The following is a 20,987-nucleotide window of genomic DNA, read 5'->3' as shown; positions in this document are numbered from 1 at the left end:
GTGATGGCCCCTTGCTGCGTCACGTAGTGCCTCCTCGGACGGTCTCACGGATGCGCTCGCCGCACTCACGGGCCGCGATGCTGTCGACCCGGGCCACGGCCCGCTGGAACCCTCGGATCTTGCCCAGCAGCCGCGGAGAGGCGATACCGCCGGACGCGTCGAGAGCAGCGCCCATCTCCGCGCAAGCTTCGTCGACCTCCCCGGCGGCGAGAAGTACATCTGCGAGCTTCACGCGGTACGAGGCGCTGTTGCGAGCCAGGTCGCCGCCGATGCCGCGCACGGCGGCGCGCAGGAACGGCACGGCCTGTTTCGGCTGCTCGGCCCGTACGTACATGTCCGCCGTCGCGTAGTCGACCTCGAACGGGCCGACGAACCGGGCCCACTTCGGCACCTCGGCATCCGTGTCCGCGCGCCCCTGTTGTCTGACGGCCCGACTCAGTGCGCGGCGCGCCCCGGACAGGTCTCCGGCGTGGGTCGCGACGTTCGCATCACGCAGCGCGATCACAAGGTGCACCGTGTGACCGGCGCCCGCGCGCGTGGCGAGCCGGTACGCGTTCTCGACCGCGCTCGCCGCCTCCCATGCTCGCTCCGCCTTGATCGCGAGAAGCACCAGCGTCTCGAGCACGGAAATCTGTAGCACCGGATCATCGACAAGTTGCGCCGCGGCGAGCGCTTCCATGCAGGCGGCGCGCCCCTGATCAATACGACCACCGTCGTAGCCATACCAAGCCCGGTGGCCATGCAGCTCGGCAAGCATCGTCTGCAACTCGCGACCAATGCGGCTGGTGCACGAGGCAGCGCCGAGAGCGTCCGTAATCTCACCATCGATACGGCCCGCCTGCGCCATAGCCGGCACGCTGCCCGCCGTATGGTCCGTCTGGTACAGGCCGTCGAGCCTCGACCGCAGGCGGGTGATGTCGGACATGCCGAACCGCGGCCCCGGTCGAACAGGAACAAGGGTCGCTGCGGCGAGTGCCCCAGCGTCGGCGACGAACGTTCTCCGCTTCACCTCTCCAGCGTCGCTGATCGGCATAGCAACCGTCACACGGCGCTTCGGGACGTCGAACCCCATCTCGGCCAGCGGCACGCCGAACATGGCTTCCAGCACAGCCTGCTGACCCGGGTGCGGCAGAGGCGGCGGCGTTTCTCGTTCCCACCGGCGCAGTTGTCGCTCACTGAGAGAAGCAACGACCCCGAGGCGCGCCGCCTCCTCGATGAGCGCCGCCACGAACGACGCTTGTGTGTACCCGGCGGCCCGGCGTAACCGGGTCAGTTTGCTGATCGTCCTGCCCGCCATGCGCTCTCCTCGCGACCGCGGATTTCCTCCACACCGTACTTACTTGGATTAGTGCCGAGCATGAAAACGTCCGCCTGAACGTCCGGTCCCTCGACGCCCACAGCGCCCGCTCGAGCAGTGAACTGGTGGTGCACCACTTCGAGCTACGCAGAGAGGGGGCAAGACCTGAGCAAGTCCGTACGAGCGCACGCCGGACGGCCGGCGCAGGCTATCGGTGACCACATCAAGGGTCTGCCGCAGTGGCACCGGCGGGGTGAGCACGACATCACCGCGCGCTCGCCGTCGCTTCAGCTGTTGAGGCGGGAGAGGACACCGAATCGTGAATACTCGTGTCGCTGCGCCCTGGTTCGCCGGACCGAGTCCGCTCGGAGAAAGCGGCTTCCGTACCGGCGTCGGCTGGCACCTGAATGAGGTGGCCCGCGGCTGCGGCGCCGAGGTCACAACCGCGCGCCTCGACAGCCGCACCGAGGTCATCCCCGAGGCTCACCTGCCTATCGAGTGGGCCGCGTAGGCCGTGCGTAGCCCCGGGCTGCTCCGCGCCGTACAGGACGTAATCGGCAACGCCGTGGCCGTTGAGAACACCTTTCTCATGGTCAAGTGGCCGGGACGCGAGTTCCTGGTGCCCTGGCACCACCCCACGTCGGTCCGAAGGTTCGCTACGTCGCGCCCGGGCGCCGTCCGGGCGCGCGGCGACTACAGCCCCAGCCTGTACCCGCTCACCGGATCGGGCTGGTAGCCCAACAAGGCTCCAATGGGAAAGAGAGGAGCACCAACCGTGACCATCCTCGAGACCGGCGCACCGCCGATCACCCGTGTGCGCGTCCTCACCGGCGACGACGCCGACCCCGCCCGCAGGGGCAGCAAGACGGTCATCGCGTTCAGTGACTGTCGCTACCACTGCCCCGACGCCGCCACTGTCGAACGGTGTGTCGAGCACCTGCGCGCCAGCGACGAGCGGCTTCGTTCCCGTCCTGAAGAGCAGATGCTGTGGGACTGGCAGTGCACCTACTTCGAAGCCGACACCGACAACACCAACGGCGGTGGGACAGTCATCCTCGGCGTCTCCTGGTACGACCGGGCGTTCTTCGACGACCGCCGCGACGCCTGGTTCGGGGCCATGCACACCCGCATCTACACGGAGATCGGCGTGCCCCTTGAGGACGTCACCGTGGAGCACTGGCTCGCCCTCGAGGTGGCCCAGTGGAAGGCCGAGCCGCAGTCCGCGTAGCGGCTCGGCGCCAGCCTCCTGAACGGCCAGCCTCCCCGTAAGGCCCTCGGCCCCGCCGCGTCTGCACCCCGTGGCGGGACCGAGGCACGTACCCCGCTACTCCGCGACCACCGTGCGCCCACGGGCCGCCGTTTGCGCAGGCAGAGCCGCGTCCGGACGCAACACCTGAGAGGCGACGAGCAGCGCGCCGAGAGCCGAGCCGGCCACGATGACCCCGCCCACCACGAATGCCCCACGTGGCGAGGCGTCGACCAGGAACGGCAGCAGCAGCATTCCGGCCGTGCCACCGGCACGGATCAGGGTCTGATCCACGGACATGAGTCGCAGGCGCTCGGCGGGGGCGAATGCGCCAAGGCGCGCCCGCAAGGTGACGCTTGTAGCGGGGGTGACCAGACCGGTCACCCCGGCGAGCAGCACCAGCACGGGCAGACTCCGCACCAGCCCCATGCACGCCGTCGCTACGCCTTGAACCATCCACGCCGCGCAGTAGATGCCCATCCAGCCGCTCGAGCGCCGATTGCCGGCAAGAGGATTGCCCAGCAGCGCCCCGACACCCACAGCCGCGGTCACAAGCCCGTAGACGGCCGCCCCGGCGCCGTACCGGGTGGCGAGCAGCGCCGGCATGCCGACTGCCGTCACGGCCGAGCAGAACAGCGCGACGCCGTGCAGCCCGATCGCAAGTCCGACGCGGGGATGCGTGCGAATCGTCGGCCACGCTCGGGCCGACGGTCGCGCCCCGCCGGACCGCTCCGCCCCCTCACCCCCGGCCGCCATGGCGTACCGCCGCGCCAGCCAGCCGAGCGCCACCGCGGACACCGCGAATGTCACCCCGTTCAGTGCGAAGAGCTGCACCTCGGAGACAACGAGCAGCAGCAGACCGATACTCGCCGGCCCCGCGATCCGGGCAACGCGTCCCGTGAGGTCGAACAGTCCCGTGACCTGTTGCACCCGCGCCGGCTCGACGAGATCCGGCACCAGGGCGCCGAGGTTCGGATCGAACAGCGCCCCGAGGGTGCCGAGCAGCAACACCCCGACGAGTAGAAGCGCTACGCCCGGCGCATCCGGTGACCACAGGAAGGGCAACGTGACCGCGACCAGCGCCCGCGCCGCGTCGACCCACGCCAGCCGCCCGAATGTCGAGAACCGTGCGACCGCATGGCGCCCGGCGGTGCCGAGCACGACGTATGGAAGCGACTCGACGACCGCGACCAGCCCCATGAGCGAGGCCGATCCGGTCGCGGCATAGACGACCCACATCACCGCGAGCGCGTACAGCCGATCCCCGAGCACGGAGAGGCTCTGCGCGAGCCACAGCACCAGTACAGACCGCTGCCGAAGCAGCCGCAGGTAGCTCACGTACCCTCCGAGCCGAGGCGTAGAGACCGGAAGCGCTCGCCCCGGTGGAACCGGCGGCCACCCTAGGCACCCCTGGGCGCATCGGGCCCGCTGTTCCCCGACACCTCACACGAATGCGGCAGGGCCCGCGCGACACAGATCGGCCCCGCCGTGCGACCGATGCCGCAGGGCAGGAACGAGGGGCCATCCCCCTGTGCCCCGAGGGCACACCCAGGGCACAACAACCCGATCATCCGATCTTCACTCATTCGTGGGCTGCTCATCCGGCTCGAACTGCCGCGGCTACTCCTGGTGGGATGCTCCCTGCCACCTGTTCGATCACTGGGGGGCATCTTGTCGCAGCAACCGCTCGCCGAGCCGAAGGGCGGCAAAAAATGGAAGAAGGGCTGTGGTGGCTGCGCGGTCGCCGCAGCACTGATCGCGGTCATCCTCGTTGTCGCCGCGATCGCGTCGTCGGGGGGCGGCAAGGAATCTGCCGGAAAAACGGGCTCCGATTCCCGCGGTAGTGCCTCCGACGCCCCGGCGGCCACCAAGCCGCGGACGGTCTTGTCCGAGTCGGGCAACGGGATCAAATCGACTGCGAAGTTCACTGTCTCCGGCGACTGGGACCTTCGCTACACATTCGACTGCTCGTCGTTCGGCAACTCGGGAAACTTCATCGTGTCGGAGGGCCAAGCGCTGGGCGCCGTGCTGGTGAATGCGCTGGCGGCGAAGGGCGACGATGTGACCCACCTGCACGACGGCGGCACCAAGCACTTGGAGATCAACTCAGAGTGCTCCTGGACCGTGCAGGTCGTCGACCTTCCCTGACGGGGAACGGGAGCGGATGGCGGGCTCCGCGGCCCGTCCTCAGCCCAGGGTCCGGGTCAGCCACTCCACCGCCTCCGCCGGCCCGGTGGCCACGGGTACCCCGGAGGGGGTGGGCGGGCGCTGGACGACGACCACCGGGATGCCCGCCTCGCGGGCGGCCGTCAGCTTTGCCGACGTCGCGGCCGCTCCGCTGTCCTTCGTCACCAGGACGTCGATGCGGTGGCGGCGCAGCAGGTCGGCCTCTCCTTCGGGGGTGAACGGGCCGCGGTCGAGCAGGATTTCCGTGCGGGGCGGCATCGGGGGTTCGGGGGCGTCGACGGAGCGGACCAGGAACCACCTATCCTCGAGGTGCGCGAAGGCCGCCAGGCCCATCCTGCCCGTGGTCAGGAAGACGCGTTCCCCCAGTGCGGGCAGCGCGTCCGCCGCCTCGGCCAGGGAGCCGACCGGGTGCCAGTCGTCGCCCGGGCCCGCGACCCAGCCGGGCCTGCGCACGGCCAGCAGGGGGACGCGGACGGCGGCGGCCGCCCGCGCGGCGTTGAAACTGATCGTGCCGGCGAAAGGATGGGTGGCGTCGATGAGCGCGTCCACCTGCTGCTCGCGCAGCCACCGGGCGAGGCCCTCGGGCCCCCCGAACCCTCCGATCCGCACCCGCCCCGCCGGCAGCCGCGGCTCGGCGACGCGTCCGGCGAGCGAGCTGGTCACGCGCAGCGCGGGGTCGGCCGCCAGGTCGGCCGCGAGGCGGCGCGCCTCGGTCGTGCCGCCCAGGATCAGGATGTGGCGCACGGCGCCGTTCACGATCTGCCGCCCTTCCGTCGTCGTCCGGTCGGCCCAGCCTACGGGCGGGGGCGGCCGTGGCTGACGCCGAGGCCGTCGGCGGGCGCACCGCCCAGCTCAAGCACACCGGAATGCGCCACGGCTGGACCACGGGCGCCTGTGCGACCGCCGCCACCACGGCCGCCTACACCGCGCTGCTGACCGGCGAGTTCCCCGACCCGGTGACGATCACGCTGCCCAAGGGGCAGACCCCGGCCTTCGCGCTCGCCGCCGAGGAGAAGAGCGCCGGGCGGGCCATGGCCGCCATCGTCAAGGACGCCGGGGACGACCCGGACGTCACGCACGGCGCACTGATCCGCGCCACGCTGCGGCTCCTGCCGGCCGGCTCCGGCGTGGTCTTCCGGGCGGGCCCCGGGGTGGGCACGGTCACCCGGCCGGGGCTGCCGCTGGACGTCGGCGAGCCCGCGATCAATCCGGTGCCGCGGCAGATGATGCGCGACCACGTGGCCGAGGTCGCCGCCCGGCACGGCGGCACCGGCGACGTCGAGATCGAGGTGTCGGTCGACCACGGCGAGGAGATCGCCCGCTCCACCTGGAACCCGCGCCTGGGCATCCTGGGCGGCATCTCCATCCTGGGCACGACGGGCATCGTGGTGCCCTACTCCTGCTCGGCGTGGATCGACAGCATCCGCCGCGGCGTGGACGTCGCCCGGGCGGCCGGGCGCCGCCATGTCGCGGGCTGCACGGGCTCGACGTCCGAGAAGGTCGCGGTCGCCGTGCACGGGCTGCCCGAGGACGCGCTGCTGGACATGGGGGACTTCGCGGGGGCGGTGCTGAAGTACATCCGCCGGCACCCCGTGGACCGGCTCACCGTCGCCGGCGGCTTCGCCAAGCTCTCCAAGCTGGCGGCCGGTCATCTTGATCTGCACTCGGCCCGATCCCAGGTGGACAAGGCGTTCCTCGCCTCCCTGGCCCGCCGGGGCGGGGGTGACGACGGCCTCGCGGCCGCCGTCACCGACGCCAACACGGGCCTGGAGGCCCTGCGTCTGTGCGAGGCGGCGGGCGTCCCGCTCGGCGATCTCGTCGCCGCCACCGCCCGGGACGAGGCCCTGGCGGTGCTGCGCGGGGCGCCCGTCGCGGTCGACGTCATCTGCGTCGACCGCGCGGGCGTGATCGTGGGCCGCGCGGACCCACGGGGGCCTTGACCCCTACCGGTTCACCGGGCCGAGCGAGGCCCGGGCCGCCGTCGGCGCCGTCGTGCCGCAGAACGCCCCCTCGAAGACGTTCTCGAAGGGTGCGCTCTGCTGGAGCCAGTCACCGTTGATGTTGAAGGCGAGCGCGGTGTTGCCGTCGCGGGTCGTGGCGGCCCCTGACAGCGAGCCCCACACGACGCCGTCGTGGCCCCAGACGGTCGTCCCGCAGGACAGTGCGCGGGACATGATGCCGAGGCCGTAACCGAAGTGCTGGCCGGTCGGCACCGCCGTGAGCATCTCGTTCAACTGCGCGGCCGGCAGCACCCTGCCCTGCATCAGCGCGGCGTAGAAGCGGTTGAGGTCGCCGGAGGTGCTGACGATCTCGCCCGTGGCGCCGGACCAGGAGGGACGGTAGTAGGTGGCGTCGTAGATCTCCTTCACGGGGGTGGAGAAGAAGAGCTTCGAGTAGCCGACCGGATGCGTGCCCGGCAGGGCCGGGTCGGTGCCGGGGAAACGGGTCTCCGTCAGGCCCAGCGGCTTGACGATGCGGCGGTCGATCTCGCTCGCGTAGGAGTTCCCGGTGACCTTCTCGATGACCATGCCGGCCAGGACGAAGCCCGTGTTGGAGTAGCTCCAGCCCTTGCCCGGTTCGAAGTCGGGCTTCTGGCCGAGCCCGATGGCCACGATGTCCTGCGGCGTCATGACGTCGTAACGGTGCCGGTAGAAACCGGAGCCGTTCATCGCCGCGTCCCACTCCTCGGTCGACACCATGTCGTGAATGCCGCTGGTGTGATTGAGGAGTTGACGGACCGATATTTTGTTTCCGTCGTAGCCGTTGCCCTGCACCACTCCGGGCAGCCAGCGCTCGACCGAGTCGTCCAGGCGCAGCCTGCCCTCGGACTCCAGCTGCAGCAGCGTGGTGGCGACGAAGGTCTTGGTGATGCTGCCGGCCCTGAAGTGGTCGGCGGTGGTGCGTCGTTGCTTGGTGTACGTGTCCGCGTAGCCCGATTTGCCGAACCAACTGGAGGCCGACGTACGGATTTCCGCGCCCACACCCGGCATCCCGGCGGCGACGAGGCCGTCGAGGGCCTGCTGCGTCGCGGTACGGGAAGCCGTTTCCCCCGCCGGCGTCGCGGCCGAGGCCGGACCCGCCGCGAGGACACCGCCGGCGACGGCCAACGCCGCCGTTAACGCGACAAGCCTGCCACGCATCCGCGATGTGTACTTCGACATGAACATCCCCTTAGGAAATGTGCGGCCCTGGCCCTGCCACCGCTACATGATCTTCCGGGGGAACCCTCACGACAAGGGGTCTGCGGCATGACCAGGCACACATCCGTGGGCCGTTTACCGCCCTAATTCCGCACTGTCCGACCGCAGTTGTCCCGGTCCCGGGTCGCCGAGTACAGGAAGCTGTCGGGGAACTGCCCGGCGGCCAGCGTGCGGCCGACGAGGATCACCGCGGTGCGCACCACGCCCGCCGTCCGCATCTGTTCCGCGATGTCGGCGAGGGTGCCGCGCAGGACGATCTCGTCCGGGCGGCTGGCCATCGCGACGACCGCCGCCGGGCAGTCCGGCCCGTAGTGCGGGAGCAGTTCGGCGACGACCCGGTCCGCGTGGCGGGCGGCCAGGTGGAGGACGATCAGGGCGCCGCTGCGGCCGAGGGTGGCCAGGTCCTCGCCGGGGGGCATGGGGGTGGCCCGCTGGGCCACGCGGGTGAGGATGACCGTCTGGCCGACGGTGGGGACGGTCAGCTCGCGGCCGAGGGCCGCGGCCGCGGCCGCGAAGGCGGGGACGCCGGGCACGATCTCGTACGGGATGCCGTGCTCGTCCAGGCGGCGCATCTGCTCGGCCACGGCGCTGTAGACCGAGGGGTCGCCGGAGTGCAGGCGGGCGACGTCCTGGCCGGACGCGTGGGCCCGGACGAACTCGGCGGTGATCTCGTCGAGGTTCAGGTGGGCGGTGTCGACGAGGCGGGCGTCCGGCGGGCACTCGGCGAGGAGTTCGGCCGGTACGAGGCTGCCGGCGTAGAGGCAGACGCCGCAGCGGGCCAGGGTCCGGGCGCCGCGGACCGTGATGAGGTCGGCCGCGCCGGGGCCGGCGCCGATGAAGTACACGGTCATGGGGTCTCCTCCGGTGAGTGCGGTTGGGGTGTGTCGTGGGCCGGGGGGGCGCCGTCACCGTTTGGACACCGACCACTGCGTCACCGGCATCGCCTGGCGCCACCCCGTGAAGCCCCCGACCGGGACGGCGTGGGCCACCGCCAGACGCGTCAGCTCGCCGCCGTATCGGCGGTACCAGTCCGTCAGCAATGCCTCGGATTCCAGCGTGACCGTGTTCGCCACCAGGCGGCCGCCGGAGGGCAGTGCCTGCCAGCACGCGTCGAGCAGGCCCGGTGCCGTGAGGCCGCCGCCGATGAAGATCGCGTCCGGAGTGGGCAGGTCCGCCAGGGCCTCGGGCGCGCGGCCCGTCACCACGCGCAGCGCCGGCACACCCAGGGCGTCCGCGTTGCGGGCGATGCGCCCGGCACGTACGGCGTCACGTTCGACCGTGACGGCCCGGCACGAGGGGTGCGCCCGCATCCACTCGATGCCGATCGAGCCGGAGCCACCGCCCACGTCCCACAGCAGCTCGCCGGGGGCGGGCGCGAGCGCGGCGAGCGTCGCGGCGCGTACGTGGCGCTTCGTCAGCTGGCCGTCGTGGTCGAACGCCTCGTCCGGCAGGCCTGGGGTGAGGGCCGTGCGCAGGGCGCCCGGCTCTCGGCGGCAATCGATCGCGATGACGTTGAGCGCGTCGACGGGCGCGTCCCGCCAGTCCGCCGCCGTGCCCTCGACGCGCGCTTCGCGCCCGCCGCCCAGTTGTTCCAGTACGACCATCCGGCTCGGCCCGTAGCCGCGCTCGCGCAGCCGCGCCGCCACCTCCGCGGGCGTATCCGCGCCGGCGCTGAGCACCAGCAGCCGACGGCCCTCGTGCAGCGCCGCGGCCAGGGCACCCAGCGGGCGGCCCACGAGGCTGATCACGTCGGTGTCGTGGAGGGGCCAGCCCAGGCGGGCGCAGGCGTACGAGACGGACGAGGGGTGCGGCAGGACGCGCAGCCGGTCGGCGCCGAGGATCTCGGCGAGGGTGCGGCCGATGCCGTGGAACATGGGGTCGCCGCTGGCCAGGACGCAGACGCGGCGCCCGGCGTGCTCCGACAGCAGGCCCGGGACCGCCGGGCGCAGCGGGGACGGCCAGGCGACGCGCTCGGCCGGGCAGTCGGCGGGCAGCAGGTCCAGCTGGCGGGGGCCGCCGATGATCACTTCGGCCGCGCGCAGCGCCTCCCGGGAGGTGGGGGCCAGGCCGGGCCAGCCGTCGGCGCCGATGCCTACGACCGTCACGGGGGCAGGGCTCACGGGGCGTACCTCGGAATTCGCGGTGTACGGGGGCATCGGAACTCTACTGACCTGCGGAGACGGCACGACTCCCGGGACCTTGTTGCATAAGATGTGCAATTACTAGAGGAAGGCAGGAGGCGTGCTCGTGAGGCGTTCACCGGTGGTGCTGGGTATCGAGTCGTCCTGCGACGAGACCGGCGCGGGTCTCGTCCGGGACGGGAAACTGCTGGGCCACGCCGTGGCCTCGAGCATGGACGAGCACGCCCGGTACGGGGGTGTCGTCCCGGAGATCGCCGCTCGGGCGCATGTCCACGCCGCCGCACCCGTGGTGCGGGCCGCGTTGGACGACGCGGGGATCGCCATGCGCGACATCGACGCCGTCGCCGTCACCACCGGGCCCGGGCTCTCCGGTGCTCTGCAGGTCGGCGTCGCCGCGGCGAAGGGAGTGGCCTATTCGTTGGGTGTCCCTCTTTACGGTGTGCATCATCTCGCCGGGCACGTGGCCGCCGACACGCTGGAGCACGGGCCGTTGCCGAATCCCTGCATGGTGCTGATCGTCTCCGGTGGGCACACCTCGCTGCTGCTCGTGCGGGATCTGGCGCGGGATCCGATCGTCCATCTCGGGGACACCCTCGACGACGCGGCCGGTGAGTGCTTCGACAAGGTGGCCCGCGTCTTCGGGCTGCCCTATCCCGGCGGTCCCGCCGTCGACCGGGCGGCTCGTGAAGGGGATCCGCGGGCGGTGGCCTTCCCGCGGCCGCTGACCGGGCCACGCGACGATCCTTACGCCTTCTCCTTCTCGGGGCTGAAGACCGCCGCCGCCCGGTGGGCCGAGGGGCATCGCGCGGCCGGGCGTGAGCTGCCCATCGCGGACGGGGCCGCCTCGCTGCAGGAGGCCGTGGCGGACGTGCTGACGCGCAAGGCCGTCGGCGCGTGCCGGGAGCACGGCGTGGGCACGCTGGTCGTGGTCGGCGGCGTGGCCGCGAACTCGCGGGTGCGGGCGCTGGCGCAGGAGCGCTGCGATGCTGCGGGCATCGAGCTGCGCGTCCCGCCGCTGCGGCTGTGCACCGACAACGGCGCGATGATCGCCGCCGTCGGCGACCTGCTGGTGCGGGCGGGAGTCGAACCCGCGCCGCTCGACGTGTCCATCGATCCGTCCGCGCCCTTGGAATTCGCGACGCTTCACCCCGTGGCCCGCACCGTCCGCGTCGCCTGATCGGAGTCCCCTGTGCGTACCGCCGACATCCGCAGCCGCTTCCTCGACTTCTTCGCCGCGCGCGGTCACACCGTGGTGCCCAGCGCGCCGCTGCCGACGCCCGACCCGACGCTGCTGTTCGTCAACGCGGGCATGGTCCCCTTCAAGCCGTACCTGACGGGCGAGGCGTCCCCGCCGTGGCCGCGCGCGACCAGTGTGCAGAAGTGCGTGCGGACGCTGGACATCGAGGAGGTCGGCAGGACCACCCGGCACGGTTCGTTCTTCCAGATGAACGGGAATTTCTCGTTCGGGGACTACTTCAAGGAGGAGGCCATCGCCTTCGCCTGGGAGTTGTCCGTCTCCGCCGTCGAGGACGGTGGGTACGGGCTCGATCCCGGGCGGATCTGGGCCACCGTCCATCATTCCGACGACGAGGCCGCCTCGCTGTGGCGGCGCGTCGCGGGGCTGCCCGAGGAGCGGATCGTCCGCCGGGGCGACGAGGACAACTTCTGGTCCATGGGCGTTCCCGGGCCGTGCGGTCCCTGCTCGGAGCTGTACTACGACCGGGGGCCGGCCCTCGGCCGCGCGGGCGGGCCGGCCGTGGACGAGGACCGGTACATGGAGTTCTGGAACCTCGTCTTCATGCAGTACGAGCGGGGCGAGGGTGCCGGCAAGAGCGGCTATCCGATCCTGGGCGAGCTGCCGCGCCGCAACATCGACACCGGCATGGGCCTGGAGCGCATGGCCACCCTGTTGCAGGGTGTCGACAATCTGTACGAGATCGACGAGACGCGGCCCGTGCTCGACCGGGCGGCGGAACTGACCGGTGTGCGGTACGGGACCGATCATGTGGCGGACGTGCGGCTGCGGGTCGTGGCCGACCATGTGCGCACCGCCCTGATGCTGCTCGCCGACGGCACCGCGCCCGGCAACGAGGGGCGCGGGTACGTGCTGCGGCGCGTTCTGCGCCGGGCCGTGCGGTCGGTGCGGCTGCTGGGGTACCAGGACCCCGCGCTTCCGGAGCTGCTGCCCGCCGCCCGGGACTGTATGAAGCACAGCTATCCGGAGGTGGCCGAGGAGTTCGACCGCATCTCCCAGCAGGCCTACGCCGAGGAGGACGCCTTCCGGTCGACGCTGCGGCAGGGGACGACCGTGCTGGACACGGCCGTGGCCGAGGTCAAGGCACGCGGCGGTCACCTGCTGCCGGGCAGGCAGGCGTTCCTGCTGCACGACACCTACGGCTTCCCCATCGACCTGACCCTGGAGATGGCCGAGGAGCAGGGCGTCGAGGTCGACCGTGAGGGTTTCACCGCCCTGATGACCGAGCAGCGCGAGCGGGCCCGCGCGGACGCCCGGGCCCGTAAGTCGGGCGGCGCGCTCGACACGTCCGTGCTGCGGCCGGTGCTCGACGCCCACGGGCCGACGGACTGGCGGGCCTACGACGCGCTGGAGACGGAGTCGCGGGTGCTGGCCCTGCTGGGGCCGGCCGGTCCGGTGCCGTCGGTACGCACCGGAGAGATCGCCACCGCCGTGCTGGACCGCACGCCCTTCTACGCCGAGTCGGGCGGCCAGGACAGCGACGCGGGCGCGCTGACCGGTGCGTCGGTGGAGGCCGAGGTGCTGGACGTGCAGCGACCCCTGCCGGGGCTGGTGGTCCATCAGGTCCGGGTGATGGCGGGCGAGTTGGCGGTGGGCGATGCCGTACGGGCGGCCGTCGACCCGGAGTGGCGGCTGGGCGCCCGCCAGGCGCACTCGGGCACCCATGTGCTGCACGCCGCGCTACGGCAGGTGCTCGGCCCGACGGCCCTGCAGGCCGGTTCGTACAACCGGCCCGGCTATCTGCGGCTGGACTTCCCCTGGCGCGGCGCGCTCGGGCCGGCCGCGCGCGGCGAGGTCGAGGAGGCGGCCAACCGCGCCCTGCGCCGGGACCTGCCGGTGGACGTGCGGTGGATGTCGCTGCCCGAGGCCAAGGAGCTGGGCGCGCTGGCGCTGTTCGGCGAGACGTACGGCGAGCGGGTGCGCGTGGTCGAGATCGGCGGGGCGTGGTCGCGCGAGCTGTGCGGCGGCACGCACGTCGCGCACGCGGCCCAGGTGGGTGTGGTGGCGCTGACGGCGGAGTCGTCGGTGGGGGCCGGGATGCGGCGGCTGGAGGCCGCTACGGGCTTCGAGGGCTTCGGTTACCTGGCGCGCGAGCGCGACCTGGTCTCCCGGCTGGCGGAACAGCTCCAGGCGCCGCGCGCGGGGCTGCCGGAGCGGGTCGCGGTGCTGCTGGAGCGGCTGAAGGCCGCCGACCGGCGGGCGGAGGAGCTGCGGCGGCGGACCGCCCTGGCCCACGCGGCGGAGCTCGCCGCGGCGGCGGCCGACGTACAGGGCACGCTCGTGGTCACGGCCACGGCGGACGAGGACCCGCGCGCCCTGGCCCTGGCGGTCCGCGACCGCCTCCCGGCCGGGCGGCGCGGGGTGGTGGCGGTCGGCTCGGCGACGGGCGACCGGGCCACGGTGGTGATCGCGGCGACCCCGGCGGCGGGGCTCTCCGCGGCGGGGCTGGTGAAGGCGCTCCTCGGCGGCCGGGGCGGCGGCACGGCGGAGGTGGCGCAGGGCGGCGGCGTACCGGCGGCGGAGCTGTCGGCGGTGCTGGGACGGGTGGCGGGGCTGGTTCCCTGACCCGCCCGGGCCGGGAGCCGGGGCTCCGCCCGGGCCCCCGGTCCTCGGGGTTACCAGTTCGCCTTGCCGTAGTCCTTCAGGAAGCATCCGTACAGGTCCTCCCCCTCCTCGCCCCGCACGATCGGGTCGTAGACGCGCGCCGCGCCGTCGACCAGGTCGAGGGGGGCGTGGAAGCCCTCCTCGGCCAGCCGCAGCTTGTCGTAGTGCGGGCGCTCGTCGGTGATCCAGCCGGTGTCGACCGAGGTCATGAGGATCTTGTCGGCCTCGAACATCTCCTGGCCGCTGGTCCGGGTCACCATGTTCATCGCGGCCTTGGCGGCGTTGGTGTTCGGGTGCCCCGCGCCCTTGTAGCCGCGGCTGAACACGCCCTCCATGGCGGAGACGTTCACCACGTACGCGCGACCGCTGGCCGCCCGCCGTGCCGCCTCGGCCATCGCCGGACGCAGCGCGCTGATCAGGATGAACGGCGAGGTGTAGTTGCACAGCTGGGTTTCGAGCAGCTCCACCGGGGAGATCTGGTCGATGGTCTGCACCCAGGTGTTGGTCTCGACGACGTCCGGCAGCAGGCCGCCGGCGTCGATGGCGGTGCCGTCGAGGTGCCGTTCGAGGCTGGCGTTGCCCGCGACCAGGGCGAGGTCGGCGACCTTCTGGGCGTCCAGGCCGCTCGTGCCCAGCGGCAGCGCCGCCAGGCCGTCGACCGCGCCGGAGTTGAAGGCGCCGATGACGTGGTGGGCGGGCAGCTCTCCGGCGGGCAGCGGGGCGCCCTCGCCCTCGACCAGCGCGGCGTACGCGCTGGGCAGCCGGCGCACGGTCTGGGTGGCGTTGTTGATCAGGATGTCCAGCGGGCCGGCCTCGGCGACCTGCTCGGCGAGCGCGACGGCCTGGGCCGGGTCGCGCAGGTCGATGCCGACGACCTCCAGACGGTGCATCCAGTCCGCCGAGTCCTCCATCGCCTTGAAACGGCGGATGGCGTCCTTGGGGAAGCGGGTGGTGATCGTGGTGTGGGCACCGTCGCGCAGCAGCCGCAGCGCGATGTACATGCCGATCTTGGCCCGGCCGCCGGTGAGCAGCGCGCGCTTGCCCGCGAGGTCGGCGCGGGCGTCGCGCCTGGCGCGGTTCTCGGTCGCGCAGCCCGGGCAGAGCTGGTGGTAGAAGTAGTCGACCTCGACGTACCGCGTCTTGCAGACGTAGCAGGAGCGCGGGCGCTGGAGTATCCCGGCGATCCGGCCGGCCTCGGTGATCGAGGACGGCAGGATGCCCTCGGTCTCGTCGTCGATGCGCTCGGCGGAGCCGGTGGCGGTGGCCTCGGTGACCTGCTTGTCGTGGGCGGTCTTGGCGGCGCGGCGCTCCTGGCGGCGGCGCTGCTTCACCGTCCGGTAGATCCCGGCGGTGGCGCGGCGGACCGCGATCGCGTCGGGGTGGTCGACCGGGAGCCGGTCGAGTTCCTCCAGGACGCTCAGGCAGATCGCCATGCGATCCGGGGCTATGCCCGGGGTGTCCGTGTCCGACGGGTGGCCTGCACCGTCGAGGTGTTCTTCAGTGACGGTCATGACCGCTGTCGTTTCCCAGTCCGCTTGTCAGACAAATGTTCCAGGAAACTGTACGTAGACGAACCCGGCAGCGCCAAACCCATGATCGTTCCGGTCCGGGGGGCGGTCGCCCGCGCGGCCTGGGACGGCCTTTCGCGGCGGTCGGCCGGAGCCGCGTGAGGCGGTGCGAAAGTGCCGGAATATGATTTTTCAACTCCCGTACATTACATCCGACTTATTGACCTTTCCGGGTTAATTACGTGGCATCAGGCCCATATTGGCCCATCTCCTACTGAAACGGCGGCCACAATTGCCTCTCAACACCCCTTAGAAAGGTTTAGCCATGTCGCGTATCGCCAAGGCAGCCGTCCTGACCGCCGCCGTCGGCACGACCCTCACCGGTGCCGCCGGTCTCGCCGTCGCCGACTCCGGCGCGCAGGGTGCGGCTGTGGGCTCCCCCGGCGTCATCTCCGGCAACGTCATCCAGGTGCCGATCCACATCCCGATCAACCTCTGCGGGAACACGATCAACATCGTCGCCCTGCTGAACCCGACGTTCGGCAACACCTGCATCAACAACTGACCTTCGCCCCACCCTGAGCGCGCGCGTCAACAGCCGGACCGCGCGCCGCGTGGGAAAGGGGTCACAGTCAGCCGCCGGACCCCTCTCCCGTGCGTTCGTGGCGCCCACCGACCTCCTGGTGGGCGCCACTGCCGTGTCCGCCCCCGGCCGCCGGGTCGGCCTCGCCGCCCTCGGGGCCGGAGCGCTGGTCGTGCTGGGCGCCCGGCAGGTCGGGGATCTCGACGATCGGCGGCAGGTCGGGGGTCAGGTGCGAGTGGTTGGACTCCATGGTTCGGCCCTGCCTTGCTGTGGGAGGTGGCGCGGGCGCCGCGATGCCGCCCGTGAGGGGGATCAGGCAGCCGCGAGCAGCTGCCGGCGCAGCCGGGCGCAGGTGCGGCTGAGGATGCGGGAGATCTGCATCTGGGAGACGCCGAGGCGGGCGCCGATCTGCTGCTGGGTGAGGTTGCCGAAGAAACGCCAGTACAGGACGTACTTCTCCCGCTCGGGCAGCGCGTCCAGGAGCGGCTTGAGGGACTGCCGGTCGATCACCAGCTCCAGCGCCCGGTCGCAGCGGCCGAGGGTGTCGGCGAGCGGGAGCTCGTCCGAGCCGGCCACCGTGTGGTCGAGGGAGAGCGTGTGGTGCACGCCGTCGGCGTCCAGTCCGCGCCGCACCTCCTCCTCCGACAGGCCCGTCTCCGCCGCCAGCTCGGCCACGGTGACGTCGGAGCCCGCGCCGAGCTGCTCCAGGCGGGCCGCCGCGGCGCGCACGGCGGCTCGTAGTTCCTGGTCCCTGCGGGGGATGTGGAGGGACCACACATGATCGCGGACGTGCCGTTTGAGCTCGCCGTTGATGGTGGGGATGGCGAACGACTCGAAGGCGTGGCCGAGCCGTGGGTCGTAGCGGTCCACGGCGTGCACCAGGGCCAGCGCGGCCACCTGGCGCAGGTCCGCCGGGCTCTCGCCGCATTTGCGGAAGCGCATGCTGACCCGCTCGGCCATCGGCAGCCAGGCGGCGATCACGTCCTGCCGCAGCCGGTCGCGCTCCGGTCCGGGGGGAAGGGCCGACAGGCGGGTGAAGACTTCCGCGGTGTCGGCCGTCCCGCCGTCGTCGCCTCGGGCGTCGCGGGCGGATGGGCGGGGCGTCGGCTCAGCCATGGTCACGGTGGTCCCCTCGCTCGTGCGTCAAGGAGTCGCCTGCCGGCCGGAGGACCTTCCGGGGCGTGCGGGTGCCCTCGCGTCCCGTCCGCGAACGGGGAAGGGGCGCCGCTGGGCCGGGCCGGCCGGGGTCGGCCACGGTGGTCTCAGCATGCCTCCGGCCCACGCTTCCCGCGACTCGGAGCGGCCGTCCGGTGACGTGGCGTGATGCCCGGCGGAACGCCCCGGTGGGGCGGGGCCGGGGGCGGTCGGGGCCGCCCGGGATGAGAGGCTGCCGGAGCGGGGGAAGGGGCCGGTGGTCCTGGTGCGCGAGGACGACGCGGCGACGTTCTGACGGGTGAGGGGCGTATGTACGACGTACTGGTGGTGGGCTCGGCCAACGCCGATCTGACGGTCCGGGTGGACCGGCGGCCGGGGCCGGGCGAGACCGTGCTCGGCACGGACCTGGTGGAGTCGGCCGGCGGCAAGGGCGCCAACCAGGCCGCGGCGGCGGCCCGCCTCGGGGCCCGTACGGCCCTGCTGGCCCGGGTCGGTGACGACGCGTTCGGCGAGCTGCTGCTGGACGCCCAGCGGGACGCGGGCACCGAGCTGCGGCACGTCCTGGTGGAGAAGGGGGCCCGCACGGGCACCGCGATGATCGTGGTCGGCCCGGACGGCGACAACTCCATCGTCGTCTCCCCCGGCGCCAACGCGGCCCTCTCCCCCGCCGACGTCACGGCCGCCCGCGAGGTGATCGCCGCCTCGGCCGTCCTCTCGCTCCAGCTCGAGGTGCCCGAGCGGACCGTACGGGCGGCGGTCGCCGTCGCCGCGGAGACGGGCACCCGCGTCGTCCTCAATCCCTCGCCGGCGCCGGAGGTGCTCGATCCGGTCCTGCTGGCCGCGGCCGACCCGCTCGTCGTCAACGAGCACGAGGCCCGGCGGCTGTCGGGCCTCCCGGACGGCGCCCCGGGGCGGTGGGCCGCCGCACTGCGGGACCTCGGCGCCCGGTCGGTCGTGGTCACCCTCGGCGCGCAGGGCGCGCTGGCCCTGGACGCGGACGCCGCCGAGCCGGCGTCGGTGCCGGGCGTCGAGGTCGAGGTGGTGGACACCACCGGCGCCGGGGACGCCTTCACCGGCGCGCTGGCCGCCCGGCTGGCCCGGGGCGCCTCCCTGGCGGAGGCGGCCCGCTTCGCGGTGCGGGTGGGGGCGGCGTCGGTGACGCGGGAGGGCGCGCAGCCGTCGTATCCGACGACCGAGGAGCTGTGAGCGGCCCCAGGGCGTGTCCGATGGGTCGGTGCGGGCCCTAGCGCCCGGGGCCGGTGACCGACCCGTCGTCAGCGCACCGTCTGCCGTGGGACGAGGTCCAGCGCCTCCTTGGCGCCGGCGCCCCGCTCGGCGAGTGCCGCGAGCTCGCCGGCGGCCCGCTCCTCGCCCAGGGTCGCGGCGGCCCGCAGGTGGCGCCGGGCCTGTCCGAGGCGGTGCAGCGTCAGATGGAGGCGGCCCAGGGACAGATGGGCCTCGGCCGCCGGTCCCGTGGCGCCCGGTCCCTCGGCCGCGCGCAGCGCGTCGCGCAGCGCCTGCTCCGCCTCGTCGAAGAAGCCGTCGTCCGCCAGGCCGCGGCCCACCGTCAGCAGGGCCTCGCACACCGTCCGGCGCCGTGCCTCGAGGCGGGCCGCCGCGGTCTCGGTCAGCCGGCCGCCCACGCCCTCCAGGGCGGGCCCGCTCCACAGGTCCAGCGCGCCGCCGTAGAGGACACCGGCCCGGCGTGCCTCGCCGCGCGCGGCGGCGCGGTCGGCGGCGGCGACCAGGTCGTCGAACTCGCGGACGTCGAAGCCGGCCCGCTCGGTGCACAGCCGGTACCCCGAGCGCGTGCCGGCGATGAGCGTGCCGCTGTGCCCGGCGGCCCGGAAGGCCTTGCGCAGGGCCACGACGTCCAGCGCGACCCTCGCCCGCGCGGAGAGCGGGGCCCGCTCGCCCCAGACCGCGTCGACCAGGGTGGCGACGGGCACCACGCGGCCCCGGGCCAGGACGAGCAGCGAGAGGATGACGCGCTGTCTGCGGCCGGTGACGGTGACGCGTTCGTCGCCGACGCTCGCCGAGACCGGTCCGAGGAGGCTGAAGGAGACCGCGTCGGGGTGGACGCCCATGATGGTCACGGCATTCCCCCGGCCCGGCGGTCGAGTTCGCTCGCGAAGCGCAGCCAGGCCTCGGCGCTGTGCCGGGCCGCCTGGGCCACGGCGGCGTGGCGGTGCGGTGGCACGGCGTCGACGAGCCGGCGCCATCGCTCGCCGCCCATGCCGTGGACGCTGAGCAGGTTGAGCAGGGCCCGGCCACCTTCGGTGAAGCGGAGCGAGGGGTCGGAACGCAGCGTCCGCAGGAGCGGTTCGGTGCTCACCGCGGCGGCAGCGGTGGCCACGGGCCCGGGAACGCCGGCCCGCTGCGTGGTGTTGGCGGCCTTCGCGGCCGCGGTGACGGTCCGTACGGCGGGCTCGGTGGGTGTGCCCCGGGTCTCGGCGTCGCGCAGCTTCTTCGGCACCGGGTCGAGTCCCTGGAGCAGCCGCATGCGGACGTCGCGGGCGGTGCCGACGGCGATGCCGGCCATGCCCGCGATCTCGCGGAGGCTGGCCTGCGGCCTGGCGGCGATGAGGGCGCCGGCGCGGCGGCGGCCCTCGGCGGCGTTGAGCGGCCGGACACGGCCGTCGCGGCCGGTGCGGGCGGGCGGCTGCGGGCCGGTGTCGCCCGACCGCCGGCGCACGGCGGCCACCGTGCTGGCGGCGAGGCCCGTCGCCGAGGCGATCAGGCGGTCCGACCAGTGCGGATGGCTGCGGATGATGCGCTCGGCGGCGGCCGACCGGTCGGCCTGCGAGAGCGGCAGCCCGTGCAGGATGTTCGCCCTGACCGCGTAGACGAACGCGTCGTCGGGACTGCCGTCGAAGAACCGGACCGCGATCCGCTCATCCCCCCGTAGACGAGCGGCTCGCAGCCGGTGCATGCCGTCGACGACCCGCAGGGTGGTGCGGTGCACGACGATGGCAGGCAGGGATACGTCCAGTGCGGCGAGCGTCTGGACGTGCCGGAGGTCCTCGCCTGCCACCCGCGGGGAGTCCGCGGGTAACAGCGCGTCGGGAGAAAGCAAGGCGAACTGCTGCTGCTTCGGTTCCGGAACCGTCACGGCACCCCCTCCAGATGGACCTCCGGCCACGGCGGATCGCGCACTCGGGGGAGGCGGGCGTCTGGAACCCTCCTCCTCCAACTGGTGACCGATCGCCCTCGCGGGCCATCCAACACCAGTCGATCCGCCGACAGACAGGAAGCTAAGTACCGACCCCCACCTCTGTCAACCGCATTGGATGCGCGGGCACATGGGCCCGCACGGGGCCCCTTAAGCTAGATTGACGGCAGGAGGGAGGTGCGATCATGAACGACCCCGACGCTTCGGCGGAGCCCACGCTGGCCGACAAACTCAACCACCTGTTCCGCACGGTGGTTCCGGCCGGCCGGGAGCCGTACAGCACGGAAGAAGTGGCACGCGCGATCACCGCGGGAGGCGTCCCGATCTCCGGCAGCTACATCTGGCTGCTGCGCAAGGGTCAGCGAAACAATCCGACACTGCGGCATGTGGAGGCGCTGGCGAAGTTCTTCGGCGTGCCTCCGGCCTATTTCTTCGACGACCAGGTGACGGCGGCGGTCAATGCCGACCTGCGTCTCCTGGTGGCTCTCAAGGACACCCAGGTGCAGCGCGTCGCACTCCGCGCGGCCGGGCTGTCCCCCGAGAGCCTGCACTCGATCAACGAAGTGATCGAGCGGGTCCGCGAGTTGGAAGGACTTCCCACGAACCGGACCCGTCCGCCCGACAGAAACCCCTAGCCAC

At 72.7% G+C, this 20,987-nt stretch carries 18 protein-coding genes, 1 tRNA gene and 1 pseudogene; 8 read left to right on the top strand and 12 right to left on the bottom strand.

Features of this window, described 5'->3' with window-relative positions; translation table 11 throughout:
• Nucleotides 1–19: 19 nt before the first annotated feature.
• Complete coding sequence (locus AB4K12_RS12760; RefSeq protein ID WP_368434303.1) at nucleotides 20–1,297, bottom strand: hypothetical protein; 1,278 nt, start codon at nucleotides 1,295–1,297, stop codon at nucleotides 20–22.
• Between the two features lie 775 nt (nucleotides 1,298–2,072).
• Here AB4K12_RS12760 and AB4K12_RS12755 point away from each other — a divergent pair.
• Nucleotides 2,073–2,525, top strand: a complete 453-nt coding sequence (locus AB4K12_RS12755; protein ID WP_368434302.1) for a hypothetical protein — start codon at nucleotides 2,073–2,075, stop codon at nucleotides 2,523–2,525.
• Nucleotides 2,526–2,621: 96 nt separating this feature from the next.
• Here AB4K12_RS12755 and AB4K12_RS12750 read toward each other — a convergent pair whose 3' ends face one another.
• Nucleotides 2,622–3,881 carry an MFS transporter gene (locus AB4K12_RS12750; protein WP_368434301.1) on the bottom strand — a complete coding sequence of 420 codons (1,260 nt, stop codon included), beginning with the start codon at nucleotides 3,879–3,881 and terminating at the stop codon, nucleotides 2,622–2,624.
• A gap of 333 nt (nucleotides 3,882–4,214) precedes the next feature.
• Between AB4K12_RS12750 and AB4K12_RS12745 the strand changes: the two genes are divergently transcribed.
• A complete protein-coding gene (locus AB4K12_RS12745; RefSeq protein WP_143587843.1) occupies nucleotides 4,215–4,691 on the top strand; it encodes a hypothetical protein in 477 nt (158 codons plus the stop codon).
• A 39-nt stretch (nucleotides 4,692–4,730) separates the two neighbouring features.
• Here AB4K12_RS12745 and AB4K12_RS12740 read toward each other — a convergent pair whose 3' ends face one another.
• Complete coding sequence (locus AB4K12_RS12740) at nucleotides 4,731–5,489, bottom strand: cobalt-precorrin-6A reductase (protein WP_368434458.1); 759 nt, start codon at nucleotides 5,487–5,489, stop codon at nucleotides 4,731–4,733.
• A gap of 107 nt (nucleotides 5,490–5,596) precedes the next feature.
• On the opposite strand from AB4K12_RS12740, the gene AB4K12_RS12735 reads away from it, so the two are divergent.
• Nucleotides 5,597–6,670 (top strand): cobalt-precorrin-5B (C(1))-methyltransferase, encoded by a 1,074-nt coding sequence (locus AB4K12_RS12735; RefSeq protein WP_368434457.1) that lies wholly within the window; start codon nucleotides 5,597–5,599, stop codon nucleotides 6,668–6,670.
• Nucleotides 6,671–6,673: 3 nt separating this feature from the next.
• On the opposite strand, the gene AB4K12_RS12730 is transcribed toward AB4K12_RS12735, so the two are convergent.
• The 3 genes from AB4K12_RS12730 to cbiE all read right to left on the bottom strand — a co-directional run bounded on the left by AB4K12_RS12730 (nucleotide 6,674) and on the right by cbiE (nucleotide 10,086).
• Nucleotides 6,674–7,891: a serine hydrolase domain-containing protein gene (locus AB4K12_RS12730; RefSeq protein WP_368434300.1), complete on the bottom strand. Its 1,218-nt coding sequence runs from the start codon at nucleotides 7,889–7,891 to the stop codon at nucleotides 6,674–6,676.
• Between the two features lie 122 nt (nucleotides 7,892–8,013).
• Nucleotides 8,014–8,781: a precorrin-4 C(11)-methyltransferase gene (gene cobM / locus AB4K12_RS12725; protein WP_207248374.1), complete on the bottom strand. Its 768-nt coding sequence runs from the start codon at nucleotides 8,779–8,781 to the stop codon at nucleotides 8,014–8,016.
• A 54-nt stretch (nucleotides 8,782–8,835) separates the two neighbouring features.
• On the bottom strand, nucleotides 8,836–10,086 hold the full coding sequence (gene cbiE, locus AB4K12_RS12720; RefSeq protein ID WP_368434299.1) for a precorrin-6y C5,15-methyltransferase (decarboxylating) subunit CbiE: 1,251 nt from the start codon (nucleotides 10,084–10,086) through the stop codon (nucleotides 8,836–8,838).
• An 85-nt stretch (nucleotides 10,087–10,171) separates the two neighbouring features.
• Here cbiE and tsaD point away from each other — a divergent pair.
• Nucleotides 10,172–11,077: pseudogene (gene tsaD / locus AB4K12_RS12715) on the top strand (tRNA (adenosine(37)-N6)-threonylcarbamoyltransferase complex transferase subunit TsaD); the annotation flags it as partial.
• A 61-nt stretch (nucleotides 11,078–11,138) separates the two neighbouring features.
• Here the strand turns inward: tsaD and AB4K12_RS12710 are convergent.
• Nucleotides 11,139–11,233, bottom strand: a tRNA-OTHER gene (locus AB4K12_RS12710).
• 27 nt (nucleotides 11,234–11,260) lie between these two features.
• Here AB4K12_RS12710 and alaS point away from each other — a divergent pair.
• Nucleotides 11,261–13,891, top strand: coding sequence for an alanine--tRNA ligase (gene alaS, locus AB4K12_RS12705; RefSeq protein ID WP_368434298.1), 2,631 nt, complete (start codon nucleotides 11,261–11,263; stop codon nucleotides 13,889–13,891).
• A 50-nt stretch (nucleotides 13,892–13,941) separates the two neighbouring features.
• Here alaS and AB4K12_RS12700 read toward each other — a convergent pair whose 3' ends face one another.
• Complete coding sequence (locus AB4K12_RS12700) at nucleotides 13,942–15,441, bottom strand: SDR family NAD(P)-dependent oxidoreductase (RefSeq protein WP_368434297.1); 1,500 nt, start codon at nucleotides 15,439–15,441, stop codon at nucleotides 13,942–13,944.
• Between the two features lie 322 nt (nucleotides 15,442–15,763).
• Between AB4K12_RS12700 and AB4K12_RS12695 the strand changes: the two genes are divergently transcribed.
• Nucleotides 15,764–16,003: a chaplin gene (locus tag AB4K12_RS12695; RefSeq protein ID WP_368434296.1), complete on the top strand. Its 240-nt coding sequence runs from the start codon at nucleotides 15,764–15,766 to the stop codon at nucleotides 16,001–16,003.
• 67 nt (nucleotides 16,004–16,070) lie between these two features.
• On the opposite strand, the gene AB4K12_RS12690 is transcribed toward AB4K12_RS12695, so the two are convergent.
• On the bottom strand, nucleotides 16,071–16,271 hold the full coding sequence (locus tag AB4K12_RS12690) for a hypothetical protein (RefSeq protein WP_086570268.1): 201 nt from the start codon (nucleotides 16,269–16,271) through the stop codon (nucleotides 16,071–16,073).
• Nucleotides 16,272–16,333: 62 nt separating this feature from the next.
• The gene (locus tag AB4K12_RS12685; RefSeq protein WP_368434295.1) at nucleotides 16,334–17,137 is read right to left on the bottom strand and encodes a sigma-70 family RNA polymerase sigma factor; all 804 of its coding nucleotides are present in this window, start codon (nucleotides 17,135–17,137) and stop codon (nucleotides 16,334–16,336) included.
• 348 nt (nucleotides 17,138–17,485) lie between these two features.
• On the opposite strand from AB4K12_RS12685, the gene AB4K12_RS12680 reads away from it, so the two are divergent.
• Nucleotides 17,486–18,382, top strand: coding sequence for a ribokinase (locus AB4K12_RS12680; RefSeq protein WP_368434294.1), 897 nt, complete (start codon nucleotides 17,486–17,488; stop codon nucleotides 18,380–18,382).
• A 68-nt stretch (nucleotides 18,383–18,450) separates the two neighbouring features.
• On the opposite strand, the gene AB4K12_RS12675 is transcribed toward AB4K12_RS12680, so the two are convergent.
• Together AB4K12_RS12675 and AB4K12_RS12670 are read right to left on the bottom strand one after the other, a co-directional pair.
• Nucleotides 18,451–19,263 (bottom strand): BTAD domain-containing putative transcriptional regulator, encoded by an 813-nt coding sequence (locus AB4K12_RS12675; protein WP_368434456.1) that lies wholly within the window; start codon nucleotides 19,261–19,263, stop codon nucleotides 18,451–18,453.
• 5 nt (nucleotides 19,264–19,268) lie between these two features.
• Nucleotides 19,269–20,288 carry a ParB/RepB/Spo0J family partition protein gene (locus tag AB4K12_RS12670; protein WP_368434293.1) on the bottom strand — a complete coding sequence of 340 codons (1,020 nt, stop codon included), beginning with the start codon at nucleotides 20,286–20,288 and terminating at the stop codon, nucleotides 19,269–19,271.
• Between the two features lie 245 nt (nucleotides 20,289–20,533).
• Between AB4K12_RS12670 and AB4K12_RS12665 the strand changes: the two genes are divergently transcribed.
• Nucleotides 20,534–20,983, top strand: a complete 450-nt coding sequence (locus AB4K12_RS12665) for a helix-turn-helix domain-containing protein (RefSeq protein WP_086575009.1) — start codon at nucleotides 20,534–20,536, stop codon at nucleotides 20,981–20,983.
• Nucleotides 20,984–20,987 lie beyond the last annotated feature (4 nt).

It is taken from the genome of Streptomyces sp. C36 (genome assembly GCF_040932295.1).
GTDB lineage: Bacteria > Actinomycetota > Actinomycetes > Streptomycetales > Streptomycetaceae > Streptomyces > Streptomyces triculaminicus.
The sequence above is the reverse complement of the archived record's forward strand: the minus strand, read 5'-3'. Positions and strand labels throughout refer to the sequence as shown.